Here is a 12389-nt window from a genome sequence, read left to right on the forward strand (position 1 = left end):
TATAACAGGAGCCTTGTCATCCCCAAGTGCACAAGGATGTGCCATGTCACCAAGAATGGAGGTGGTTGCTCGCCAACCACAGCTGGAACTCGCCCTGATCAGCAGTCAGGGAGGGGGCTATCCCCGCCATACCCACGAAGAGTATGTGCTGTCGGCCAACCTCAGTGGACGCGAGCATATCTGGTTCGACGGCCGGGAGCAGGTGGTCGAACCCGGCCAGGTCACCCTCTACAATCCGCTGACCATGCAAGCCTCCCGTTTCGAGGGGGAGACGCGCTTCATCAGCCTGCATCTGGGGACCGAGTGGGTGAGCCGCCTGCTGGAGGAGGCCGGGTTGCTGATTGGACGAACCGCTCCGGCCTTTCAGGAAGGAGCCCACCGTAATCAGGCCCTGTTCAACGCCCTGCTGGCTCTTCACCGATCCCCATCCGCCAACCAGCAGGAAGAGGGGCTTGTTCGGCTATTGGCGGCCCTGCAACGCATCGCCCCTCCCCACCCCAGGCTGCTGCAAGGGCGTCTGCCACAGTTGCTGGACTACATGCGCGCCCACCTCAGCCAGGAGATCAGCCTGGATGACCTGTGCCGGATCGCTTGCTGTTCCAAGTTCCATCTGGTGCGCAGCTTCCAGCACGTTTTCCATGTCCCTCCCATTCACTACTTCAACCAGTTGCGACTGATGGAGGCGCGCCGTCGACTGTTGCAAGGAGAAAGGCCCGCCCAGGTGGCCCTGACGCTCGGCTTCTATGATCAGAGCCACATGAGCAATGCCTTTCGCCGTGTCATGGGGATCACTCCCAGCCGTTACGGTGCTCCCAGCACAAACTCCCCATAACCCTGGTAGATCACGTAGCAGGCGAAGTAGGCGAAGATCAGGGCCGATGCCAGGTAGGAGAAGCGCACCATCTTCTCCCCCAGCAGGCGCCCGCCCTGATAAGCCAGCGTGCAGAGCACCAGGGCCCAGAAGATCCCGGCGGTGAAGAAGCCAGAGAGGAAGAGCCCCGCATTGAGTGGATCCGCCCCCTGCCGCGCTATGATGGCGCCCCCGACGGCGGCAAACCAGAGGATGGCGCTGGGTGAGGAGAGTGCCAGCACCATGCCCCGACCGAACAGGCGCCAGCGACCGCCGGCCTGGGCCATGCCATTGAGCTCTCCCCCCTGAGCCCTCAGCGCCGAGAGCCCCATCTTGACCGTCAACCAGAGGAGAGTCACCGAACCGAAGATCCAGAGACTCCAGCGTACCGCTTCAAATTGCAGCAGTATCGCCATGCCCGCCATGGCGAGCATCGCATAGATGAGATCACCGACACAGGTGCCCACCCCGAGCCAGAAACCGTGGGAAAAACCGCGAGACATGGCCAGCGTTATCATCGCCATGTTGGCCAGCCCGATGTCCAGACACAAGGAGAGGCTCAATAAAAAACCATTATAAAATGCCATCTTGCGACACCTCCATGAAGGGTTGATGGTAGGCCAGCACCCGATCACAGGGGCCCAACCCAAAGTAGAGATCCCGGTCGGCTGGCTGCAGATGAGGTGCATAACGGTGAGAAAAGTCGGCAAACGCCGCCACATTGCCGCTCATCACATGAGCCAGCAGTTGCCCGGCGATCTCCCACATCCCTCGTTCAAGCCTGTGCTCATCGATTCGCAAGGACTCCCCCTCTCGCCACAAAATGCCCTGCTCAGCCAACAAGGCCAGTTGTACATAGGCGGAACCGGCATCGGGGAAATCGCACGGCCCTCGCCTCAAGTAACGCAGCAGCTCAAGGCAATAGAAACGGCAGAACTTACCGCGATCCAGCCCCAGGCTGCTGGCGATAGAGGGATCGCAGCAGAGCAGGAAACCAAGGGTGTCTGCCACCGCCTCCTGCATCACCATGGAGCCCCAGCGGTCATGGCGGCTCAGGACAGCGTAATCCGTCTGCGGCAGCACCAGCCCATGCCCCAGATCGTGCCCCCTGAACCAACCGAGCAGATAGCGATCCAGCTCCCGGGTATCAGGGAGAGCGCTTGCTGACCATCCCAGTTGCCCAGCCAAGGGCGCCCCCGCCATCAGATGCAGTTGGCGATAGGTGTTGGCAAAGACAATGGTTCTCTTGTCGGCTGCATATTTGATCCCCTGATCTTCGGGCATGAAATAGGCGAAGTGCTTGGGAAAGCCATTGGCCTCTCCCGCAATGGCAAACAGATCCACCACCTTGTAGGCGCAACTAGGCAGAACGATCAGTCCAGCGCAAAGGCGCTCACAGAGGCGTGGCAAGGCATGCAACAACCCGGCATCGACACAGTCTGACCAAGACTGCAGCTCGGGATTGGGCGTCGCGAAAAATGCCGACATCCAGGTTTGACGAGACTTGCCAAGCCAGGTGGCAAGCGGACCGACATGGGCCACCAGCTGTTGCTCATCCCCTTGCACCATCCTGGCAGCCACCAGACGTGCACTCTCCCCACTGCTCAGACTCTCGGCCAGGGTACCCAACAGCCTGGCCACTTCCGGCTCCTCGGCTCGATTCGCCATGTCGCTGAGCTGTACCATCAAGGCCCTGTGCAGACTGCTTTTCAGAGCATCCGTTCCTGCTCCCCCTTCCTCCAACTGACGCAGCCCTGCCACCATGCTCAATACGAGACGAATATCTTCCCGTAGCTTGAGTGAGAAGCCAGAAGGCAGTAACAACGTCATCATCTCGACGCTGTGTCCGGCTCGTCTTGGCCAAAAAACCGTATCCATCCATGACCTCCTTGTAAGAAAGAGCTCATATGAAATCACCCCCGTATGAATAGGTATTGGAAAAAGTTGCCTTTTTATTTAACAAAGAATTCACACGTCTCTACTCCCAGCCTCCCGCTCGCGGACCCAGGTTCCGAAACGCAGCACCGAAATGAAAAAGGGCATCTTCTCTCGAAGATGCCCTCGGGCTCGCGGCCAGCATGACCTCAGCGCTCCATGATTTGCGTCACGTCGTCTTTCTTGATCAGCATCTCCCGGCCCTCTTCGTCGTAGTAGCGGTACATGCCGGTGCTGTCATCCAGCTTGGGTTTGCTGTCGGTGGCTATCATGCGTCCGTCCTTGGTGCTCATGATGTATTGGGAGCTGCACCCCGCCAGGGCCAGCGTGCACACCAGGATCGTCATCAGTCGTTTCATCTTCGCCTCTTCTCCCTCGCCATCCTCGGAACGAGGATGCTGCTTGAAGCCTAGCTCAGTCATGCCCTCCCGAATAAGCTCACCATGTTCATCGGAAATACCTGTTTACTTCACTGTTCAGCATCTTAAAAACAGCACAAAAGACACGTAAAAACAAAAAAGGCCGGACATCCGTCCAGCCTTTTCACTCGGGCAACGGGGGTCGTCAGCTGTTGGGCTGACGCTCGCCGGTGATGGTGGGATTCTTGGGATCCATGCTCCACTCGTACCAGCCGCCGTCGTAGACGCTGATCCGCTTCCAGTCCATCAGCCAGGCGTAGAAGAAGGCCTCGGAGGCGCGCCAGCCGGTACCGCAATAGAAGGCGGCCTGCTGGGTCGGTTCGATGTCCCACTCATCCCACATGGCGAGGATCTCGCGGGCGGGCTTCATGGTGCCATCCGGGTTGTGGAAGTCGCTCATGCTGTTGGCATCCACGCCACCCCGACCCCACTTGGCGCCGGGAATGTCACCCTTGGGCTTGATGTAGCTATAGCCGGATGTCTTGCCGACGAACTCGTCCCAGGTGCGTACGCTGACCAAGGCGCCATCCGGCTGCTTGAGCAGCGCCTTGGCCTGGTCCAGGGAGGTGAGGTATTCCGGGTGAGCCGGTATGGTCACGCCGAAATCCTTGGCCGGCTTGAAGGTGTTGGCCAGACCGGTTTCGGTGCGCAGGTGCTGCATGAACCAGGCGTCGAGGCCGCCATCCAGCAGGCGCACGTCCTCCACCCCCGCATACATCATCAGGTGGGCGGCACGGGCCGCCGCCATGGTGTTGCGACCATAGAGGATGACGGTGGTGTCGTGGCGGATGCCGTTCTCCAGCAGCAGCTTCTTGAGCGCCTCGTCAGAGACCTTGTTCCAGAGCGGCTCCTCTTCGAGGCCATTGGTGTCGATGTAACCCGCCCCCGGGATATGGCTCAGCAGATAGGCCTTGGGCGCGCCCCACGCCACTTCGAACAGCTTCCAGTCTCCCTTGGGTGCGGCCACCACCGGCTTGCCGGCTTGCAGGTCCGCCAGCCAGAGGGGGTGGACCAGCTGCTGCCAGCGGGCCAGGTGCTCACGCGGAGCGCTCTTCCAGTCCTGCAGCTCGAACAGCTGCTTGATGCCCTGCTGGCGCAGCAGGCGGGCCACCTCGGCCACACCGCGGGATTCCCCGTAGAGCGCCACCGGCTTGTCCGCCGACAACCCCTTGTCCTTGAGCGCCTTCACCCACTCCTCGTCACTGTATTTCCAGTCGGCGGAGAGGTTTTCCGCCCCCGCCACATGGCCACCCTGCTGCTCATCCGCCATCGGCCAGCCCTGATAGAGATAGCTCGGACGGGTATCCAGGATAACCGTCCCCTTGGCCGTGGCATCGGCCACGGAGAGAAGGGGCAATTCAGCGGCCAGCACCGGCAAGGCACTCCACAACGACAGGGTGGCCAGAGCAGCCCGCAACAGCGTCATTACTCGTTTCATGGTGATTCTCGTCTTCAAAGTGAACAATCAAACATCAAAAAATGGAGCGTCCGAGCCGCTCGGCCAGCAGCTCGAGGGCAGCCGTGCCCGCCAGGGAGTTGCCGGCCTTGTTGAGCTCGGGTGACCAGACACAGACACACAATTCGCCGGGGATGAGCGCCATGATGCCGCCGCCGACCCCGGATTTGCCCGGCATGCCAACGCGATAGGCAAAATCTCCCGCCTCGTCGTAAAGACCGCAGGTGGCCAGCAGGGCATTGACCTGTTTGGCGGTGCGGGCCGGCAACAACGGCGTGCTCTCACCGAGCGGCACCCCGCGGTTGGCCAGATAGATGAAAGTACGGGCGAGATCGGCGCAGCTCATGCGGATGGCGCAAGCATTGAAGTAGCTTTGCAGCACCTTGTCCACTTCGTTTTCGAAGTTGCCATAGGCCTTCATCAGATAGGCGATGGCGGCATTGCGGGCGGCGTGCTGATACTCGGAGCGCGCCACCACCTGATCCGCGATGATGGCCGGGTTGCCACTGAGGCGACGAACCAGCTCCAGGGTACGCTGACGCGGGGCGGTGAGCCGGGTCTCCAGCAGATCGCTCACCACCAGGGCGCCGGCGTTGATGAAGGGATTGCGCGGTATGCCCTGCTCGAACTCGAGCTGGACCAGGGAGTTGAACGGCTGGCCGGAGGGCTCCTTGCCAACCCGGCGCCAGATCTCCTCCTCCTGATAGAGGGTCAGGGCCAGGGTGAGGCTCAGGGCCTTGGAGATACTCTGAATGGAGAAAGGCTCGAAGGCGTCACCGGCGGTGAACAGCTCTCCCTCCACGGTGCAGACCGCGATGCCCAGCCTGTCGGCCGGCACCTGGGCCAGTGCGGGAATGTAATCGGCCACCTTGCCTTGCCCCAGCAAGGGGCGAACCTGCTCAAGAATGCTGGCCAGTAATTCGGATGACAACACCATCGACGATTCCATGACAAAAACCGGTGAGCCTGCGCCCACCGACAAAAATCCCGCCGGTGGCGGGATTTTCCTGTTGCCCTGCGGGCGGTTTGACTCAGGCCGGCTCGCCGTACCAGAGGTCAAACAATTCGGTGACCACCACGGCTTCCAACCCCTTGCCAGCCAGCCAGGACTGGACGGCGGCGCGGTCTTCCTCGGTGCATTTGCCGAGTTGCTGGGTGCAGATCATGCCTTCCCAGGCCAGATGGCCGGAGCCGGCAAAGGCCAGCTTGCGGGGCTCGATGACCTCGTCGATGAAGGTATCGACCACGTTATCGATGGTCTCTTCGGCGGTGCCGACCGGGAAGTTGAAACTGATGTCGAACCCCATTTCCTGGAATTCATCGACGCGCAGTTTCTTACGCAGACGGCGACTACGATTGGCCATGACAGCTCCTTAGGTTAGTTGACGGGTGATTAGCTAACGCGCTTGAAAATCAGATCCCAAACCCCGTGCCCCAGACGATGGCCACGTTGTTCGAATTTGGTCAGGGGACGCCACTCGGGACGGGGCACCCAGTTGCCGCTCTCGGCCGTGTTCTCGTAGCCTTCGGCGGCGCTCATCACTTCCAGCATGTGCTCGGCATAGTTTTCCCAGTCGGTGGCCATGTGGAAGACGCCACCGATGGCCAGCTTCTGGCGAATATCCTGGGCAAACGCGGGTTGCACGATGCGGCGCTTGTGATGACGGCTCTTGTGCCAGGGGTCCGGGAAGAAGAGCTGCAGGCAGGCGAGCGAACCGTTCGGGATCATGTGCTCAAGCACCTCCACCGCATCGTGGCAGATGACGCGCAGGTTGGTGACACCTGCCTCCTGGGCGGTACCCAAGCAGGCACCCACGCCCGGGGAGTGCACCTCGATGCCGATGAAGTTCTTCTCGGGGGCATTCTTGGCCATCTCCACCAGGGAGGCGCCCATGCCAAAGCCTATTTCCAGCACCACGGGTGCCTCGCGGCCAAACAGCGCCACCATGTCCAGCGGCGCCGGTGCAAAATCGATGCCCATGACCGGCCAGAGTTCTTCCAGGGCCTTCTCCTGCCCCTTGGTCAGGCGGCCTTCGCGACGGACGAAGCTGCGAACCTTGCGCATGAACTTGCCGTCTTCGTTAAACACATCTTGGGTCACAGACATAGTAAATAGCTCGTTATCTCATCGCGCTGGATCCCAGGCGACATTAATGGATTGCTCGTTATTGCATCAGTGCGCAAAAACCGGGGAGCGAATTATCCCAAGATAGGCCCAAGGCGCAAGTGTTTCGCGCAACAAATCCCCCGTCATCGACCATTTCCGCCCTCCTGATTGACAAATGCCGCCCCCCTCACAGAATCTGCCAGGGGTCGGGTGCATCCTGACCGCTGATAATAAAGCCATACACAACAAAGGATTGCAGTATGAAGAAAACCCTGCTGACCCTGGCCATCGCGACCCTGCTGGCCGGGTGCAACCCCTCGGACAACGACTCACAGCCTCCCGCGCCCGCCCATCAGGCCCATGAGTATCTGGTGCAGCTGAGCTCCGGCGCCGAGGGCATCGGTGCCCGTCCCACGGGCACGGAGGCGGAGACCCGCGCTGCCGCCTGGATCCAGGATCTCCTGACCGGCTGGGGCTACGAGGTGCAAAACCAGCCCTTCACCTACACCCGAAGCGGCGCCAGCAAGAGCTCCCAGAACATCGTCGCCGAACTCAAGGGGCAGAGCGACAAGGTGATCCTCATCGGCGCCCACTATGACAGCACCGGTGAGAAGAAGGGTTCTGAAGGCGCCACCGACAACGGCGCCGGGGTGGCGGCCCTCCTGGCGGTGGCCGAGGCCCTCAAGGGCCAGACCCTGCCCTACACGGTCCGCTTTGCCTTCTTCGGGGCGGAAGAGAACGGCCTCAACGGCTCCAAGGCCTATGCCGCCAGCCTGGACGCGGCCGCTACCGCCCGGCTGCTCGCCATGGTGAACTATGACACCATCGCCGGCGGCGACATCGTCTACGTCCACTCCGCCCACTCGGACGTGGCCGAGTACAGTTGCGCCGATCCGAGCCGCTACAGCTTCGATCCCAAGGTGCGGGATCGCCTGCTGGCGCTCTCCAAGAGCACGGCGACCCCCTTCGCCATCCACCCGAGCTACCCCGGCTATCCGGAAGGGGAGACCGGCAGCTGGTCGGATCATGCCCCCTTCGCCTGCCTCGGGGTGCCCATCGCCTACGTGGAGGCCACCAACTTCACCATCGACGGGGAAGATGGCTACGACGGCTACTCCCAGAGCACCCATCCGGCGCTGTGGGACTGCTACGACGAGGCAACCAAGAGCGCCTGCGATCGGGACAGCGAGACCCAATGGGGCAAGATCTGGCACACCGAGCACGACCGCCTCGACAAGATGGCCGAACTGTTCCCGGGCCGGGTTGAGCAGCAGCTCGGCGCCAACACGGATCTGATGATCCGCTTCCTCAAGGAGCCCGGGCTCTGAACGCTGGGCGATGATCCGCCCCCGCCTGCCAGCGAGGGCTGAGCGGTGAACGCCCATCGCTTGAGCAAGCCCCCCGACAGAGGGATTGACCCTCTTTGGGCCGGGGGAAGCCATAAAATATGGGCAGGTGCCAAACCTGCCCTTTTTTATGGATTTTTGTGACAGCCATTGCCTCATTTCTCAAATCTGATACAAACGGATAACGTGGCGGTTGAATGGAATGACCGCCCCCTAGTCAGAGAGAACCTTATGCAGCCGTTTTTCGCCCAGCGCTTCGAGAAAGTCGAGCCCTCCTTCATCCGTGAAATCCTGAAAGTTGCCGCCAATCCGGAGATCATCTCCTTCGCCGGCGGCCTGCCCAATCCCCATCTGTTCCCGGTCAAGGCCATCGATCAGGCCTGCCAGGACGTGTTGCGCGAGCAGGGTGCTGCGGCCCTGCAATACGCCACCACGGAAGGCTTCGCCCCCCTGCGCCAGTACATCGCCGACCGTTACCTGAGCCGCCACGGCATGGAAGTCAATCCGGACAACATCCTCATCACCAGCGGCTCCCAGCAGGCGCTGGACCTGCTGGGCAAGGTACTGGTGAACGAGGGGCAGGATCTCATCATCGAGGAGCCGGGCTACCTCGGCGCCATCCAGGCGTTTTCCGTCTACCAGCCGCACTTCAAACCCATCACCCTGGGCGAAGAGGGACTGGATCTGGCCGCGCTGGATGCACTGCTGGAGCAGGGCTCGAACGCCAAGCTGCTGTACGGCGTGCCGAACTTCCAGAACCCGAGCGGCGTTTCCTACAGCCGCGCCAACCGCGAGGCCCTGGCCGAGCGACTGGTGCGTCACGAGCTGCTGATGGTGGAAGATGATCCTTACGGCGAGCTGCGTTTCGAGGGGGAACACCTGCCCCCCATCGCCAAGCTGGCACCGAACAATACCGTGCTGCTCGGCTCCTTCTCCAAGACAGTGGTGCCGGCGTTTCGTCTCGGCTGGATGCTGGTGCCGGACTGGCTGCGCAAGAAAGTCACCATCGCCAAGCAGGCCACCGATTTGCACAGCAACGCCTTCAGCCAGCAGGTGCTGCACCGCTTCCTGACCGACAATTCCCTCGATGCCCACCTCGAGAAGATCAAGGAGGTCTACGGTCGCCAGCGCGCCGCCATGGAGGCCGCCCTCGGCCGTCACTGCCCGCCTGGGGTCAGCTACACCCGGCCGGAAGGGGGCATGTTCCTCTGGCTGACCCTGCCCAAAAGCGTCAGTGCCATGGCCCTGTTCGACGAGGCCATCAAGGAGAAGGTCGCCTTCGTACCCGGTGCCCCCTTCTACGTTCGCCCCGAAATTCAGAACACCCTGCGCCTGAGCTTCTCCTGCGTAGATGAAGCCACTACGGAAGAGGGCATCAAGCGGTTGGCCCGCGCCCTCGCCCGCATGCTCTAAGCACGCCTCGAATGCAAAAAGCCAGCGACCTGATCGCTGGCTTTTTTTATGGGCACCCGGGCCGGCAGCCGGGGCCCATACCCCCGTTATCAGTTTATCGAGGGGTCAGCTGGCTGATGAAATCCGTCATCGGCATGGGTCTGCCATAGAAGTAACCCTGCTGGAAGGTGACCTTGTGGGCCTGCAGGTAGGCGGCCTGCTGCTCGTTTTCCACCCCTTCCGCCACCAGTTGCAGCTCGAGCCGGGTCGCCAGATCGACGACGTTCTCCACGATGTGGCTGGAGAGGGCATCCGAGCCAATCATGCCGACGAAGCTCTGGTCGATCTTGAGGAAGTCGACCTGGAAGGCCTGCAGATAGGCCAGGCTGGAGTGGCCGGTGCCGAAATCGTCGATGGCGATGAAGACCCCGAGGGCGTGCAACTCGGCGAACAGCCGATCCGTGGTCTCGTCCGCCACGATCAGCTCCCGTTCGGTCAGCTCCAGCACCAGTTTGATGGGGTTGGCCTTGAAGGCATCGATGAAGTCACGGCAATCCTCCACCAGGCTCAAGTCCTTGCAGTGGCTGGCGCTGATGTTGAAGCCGAAGTGGAACCCCTTGGGCAGGATATGCACCCGGCCGGCGAACTGCTCGCGCACCTGCTTCATCAGGGAGCGGGTCATGGGGACGATGAGGCCGCACTCCTCCGCCATGGGAATGAAGCGATCCGGCGAAATCATGCCCTGGCGCGGGTGTTGCCAGCGCATCAGCACCTCGCAGCCGCTCCAGTGAACGTCTTCACCCGTCACCACGGGTTGCAGATAGGGAATGAACTCCTGCTTGTCCAGGGCGCGCCGAAACTCTTGCTGCGGTGAGGCGGCACGCCCCGTCAGCCAGAAGGCCCAGCAACCAAACAGCAGACTCAGCAGGGGATAGAGGATCAAACTGACTTTGGAGTAGTCCCAGACATGGGCGACATAGTCTTGGTTCGAAATGGCGGTGACCACCTTGAAGGGATACTTCCCGGACGCGAGCTCCATGTAGCCCTGAGTGTCAGGGGTGAGCAGTTGCTCGGTGAGCTGGCTGTCGCGCAGCAGCATCTGCGGACCCACCACCAGCCCGAGCGGCGAGTTGCGGCTCATCATATCCAGAATATTGAGCAGGTAGTAGCCATCCACCCCCACCAGCACACTGAACTTGCCCACCTCCTGGCGGTAGACGATGAGCGGCCGCTTCGGCGTCACCGGGTTGCCCCGCATGAGATCGAGCTTGCCATCCACATAGTCGTCAAGATCTATCTCCCCCTTGACCGGACCATAGAGAGAAGTGCAATAGATGGTCTCGCCCTCGGTCAGGTTGACGCTGCGCACATCCGGCACCGTCGCCACCTGATCCCTCAGTCCCTGCATGACCTCGAGACAAGGTTTGCCCGCGCTCCCCATCACAGCCGAGGCGGCCAGACTGGCATTGTCCAGGGTGCGATCAAACATGTCTCGAGCATGCAGCAAACGTTGTTGTGCATCCTGTGTCACCCCGTTCATGGTCTGCCAGATAACAATTGCAATCCCAAGCACCATGGGCAGCAAGCCAGCCAGCACGGAAAACACCAGACGGCGATAGTATTGGCGCACTCTCAGACGATGAAACGGCATAATCCCCCACAATCAAAACGGCGAAAAAAACAGCCAAGTTTACAGCCTGACATCGCCTTGGCAAGGAAGAACAGGTTCAACCGCCAGCTCGACTGTCATGAAGCGCTCCTCAAATACACCTTGTAGACATATCTTTCCCGGCCAAATGCAATGAGTTCAACCCCTGTTGCAAGGCCGGACCAGTGAAGTACCCAACTCCATGAAAAATCATAACACTCGCAAAAACAGCCGCTTGTTCATCGAGGCCTGGCCCTCTAGAGTAGAGTCAACGACATCGGGAGGCTCGGCATGAAGATACTGATCACGGGGGGGACAGGGTTTATCGGCCGTCGTCTCGTGGCACACCTCAAGGTTGCCCACGAGGTATGGGTACTGACCCGCCAGGGCAGCCGCGCCTACGAGCTGCTCGGCCACGACGTCAAACTGCTGGACAACCTGGACCGGCTGGACGATCTCAACGACGTGGACATCGTCATCAACCTGGCCGGGGAACCCATCGCCGCAGGGCGCTGGAGCGAGCAGCGCAAACAGCAGCTGTGCAACAGCCGCTGGCTGCTCACCGAGCAGCTGGTCGATCTCATCAAGCTCTCCAACCGGCCGCCCCGGCTGCTGCTCAATGCCTCCGCCATCGGCTGGTATGGCCGCCAGGATGGCACTGCGCTGGATGAGAGCTGCCAGCAGCCCCATGACGAGTTCACCCATCAGCTCTGCCAGCGCTGGGAGCAGCTCGCCCTGCGGGCCAAAAGCCCCAGGACCCGGGTCTGCATCGTGCGCATCGGCCTGGTACTCGGCCAGGATGGCGGCGCCCTGCCCAAGTTGCTGCCCCCCTATCGTCTCGGCCTCGGCGGCCCCATGGGCTCGGGCAAGCAGATGATGAGCTGGATCCACGTGCAGGATCTGGTGCGCGCCATGCTGTTTTTGCTGGAGCACGACGAGTGCGAGGGCATCTTCAACGGCACGGCCCCCGGCCCCGTCGACAACAACAGCTTCAGCCTGCGTCTGGCCCAGACCCTGCGCCGCCCGCACCTGCTGCGAGTGCCGGCCGCCGCCCTGCGCCTGCTGATGGGAGAGGCGGCGGATCTGCTGCTCACCGGCCAGCATGTGCTCCCCGCCCGCCTGCAGCAGGCGGGGTTCCATTTCACCTACCCGGCCCTGCCCCAGGCGCTGGAGAATCTGCTGCGCACCCCACGCTGAACAGACAAAAAATCCCGGCGCGTGCCGGGATTTTTTTAT

General features: G+C 61.4%; 12 protein-coding genes. 4 read left to right on the forward strand and 8 right to left on the reverse strand.

The window, feature by feature from the left end; translation table 11 throughout:
• The first annotated feature begins 43 nt into the window (after window positions 1–43).
• A complete protein-coding gene (locus ACW5W7_RS08710) occupies window positions 44–832 on the forward strand; it encodes a helix-turn-helix domain-containing protein (RefSeq protein WP_456501437.1) in 789 nt (262 codons plus the stop codon).
• Here ACW5W7_RS08710 and ACW5W7_RS08715 read toward each other — a convergent pair.
• The 7 genes from ACW5W7_RS08715 to trmB form a co-directional block, all read right to left on the reverse strand.
• Window positions 802–1437, reverse strand: a complete 636-nt coding sequence (locus tag ACW5W7_RS08715; RefSeq protein ID WP_456501438.1) for a LysE family translocator — start codon at window positions 1435–1437, stop codon at window positions 802–804. The two genes, ACW5W7_RS08710 and ACW5W7_RS08715, sit on opposite strands and share 31 nt — an antisense overlap.
• Window positions 1424–2728 (reverse strand): hypothetical protein, encoded by a 1305-nt coding sequence (locus ACW5W7_RS08720; RefSeq protein WP_456501439.1) that lies wholly within the window; start codon window positions 2726–2728, stop codon window positions 1424–1426. The genes ACW5W7_RS08715 and ACW5W7_RS08720 overlap by 14 nt, the downstream gene beginning before the upstream one ends.
• Window positions 2729–2934: 206 nt before the next feature.
• Complete coding sequence (locus ACW5W7_RS08725) at window positions 2935–3207, reverse strand: YgdI/YgdR family lipoprotein (protein ID WP_349919369.1); 273 nt, start codon at window positions 3205–3207, stop codon at window positions 2935–2937.
• Between the two features lie 142 nt (window positions 3208–3349).
• The gene (locus ACW5W7_RS08730; protein ID WP_456501440.1) at window positions 3350–4642 is read right to left on the reverse strand and encodes a rhodanese-like domain-containing protein; all 1293 of its coding nucleotides are present in this window, start codon (window positions 4640–4642) and stop codon (window positions 3350–3352) included.
• Between the two features lie 34 nt (window positions 4643–4676).
• A complete protein-coding gene (glsB, locus tag ACW5W7_RS08735) occupies window positions 4677–5597 on the reverse strand; it encodes a glutaminase B (protein WP_349919372.1) in 921 nt (306 codons plus the stop codon).
• 94 nt (window positions 5598–5691) lie between these two features.
• On the reverse strand, window positions 5692–6024 hold the full coding sequence (locus ACW5W7_RS08740; protein ID WP_349919373.1) for a YggL family protein: 333 nt from the start codon (window positions 6022–6024) through the stop codon (window positions 5692–5694).
• Between the two features lie 29 nt (window positions 6025–6053).
• Window positions 6054–6767 carry a tRNA (guanosine(46)-N7)-methyltransferase TrmB gene (gene trmB / locus ACW5W7_RS08745; protein WP_349919375.1) on the reverse strand — a complete coding sequence of 238 codons (714 nt, stop codon included), beginning with the start codon at window positions 6765–6767 and terminating at the stop codon, window positions 6054–6056.
• A 260-nt stretch (window positions 6768–7027) separates the two neighbouring features.
• Here trmB and ACW5W7_RS08750 point away from each other — a divergent pair, with 260 nt between their 5' ends.
• Together ACW5W7_RS08750 and ACW5W7_RS08755 are read left to right on the forward strand one after the other, a co-directional pair.
• Window positions 7028–8095: a M28 family metallopeptidase gene (locus ACW5W7_RS08750; protein WP_456501441.1), complete on the forward strand. Its 1068-nt coding sequence runs from the start codon at window positions 7028–7030 to the stop codon at window positions 8093–8095.
• Window positions 8096–8344: 249 nt separating this feature from the next.
• A complete protein-coding gene (locus tag ACW5W7_RS08755) occupies window positions 8345–9526 on the forward strand; it encodes an aminotransferase-like domain-containing protein (RefSeq protein ID WP_349919377.1) in 1182 nt (393 codons plus the stop codon).
• 94 nt (window positions 9527–9620) lie between these two features.
• Here ACW5W7_RS08755 and ACW5W7_RS08760 read toward each other — a convergent pair whose 3' ends face one another.
• A complete protein-coding gene (locus tag ACW5W7_RS08760; protein ID WP_456501442.1) occupies window positions 9621–11156 on the reverse strand; it encodes an EAL domain-containing protein in 1536 nt (511 codons plus the stop codon).
• A gap of 288 nt (window positions 11157–11444) precedes the next feature.
• Between ACW5W7_RS08760 and ACW5W7_RS08765 the strand changes: the two genes are divergently transcribed.
• Window positions 11445–12350, forward strand: coding sequence for a TIGR01777 family oxidoreductase (locus ACW5W7_RS08765; RefSeq protein WP_349919381.1), 906 nt, complete (start codon window positions 11445–11447; stop codon window positions 12348–12350).
• Window positions 12351–12389 lie beyond the last annotated feature (39 nt).

The sequence above is a fragment of the Aeromonas intestinalis genome, from assembly GCF_054052485.1.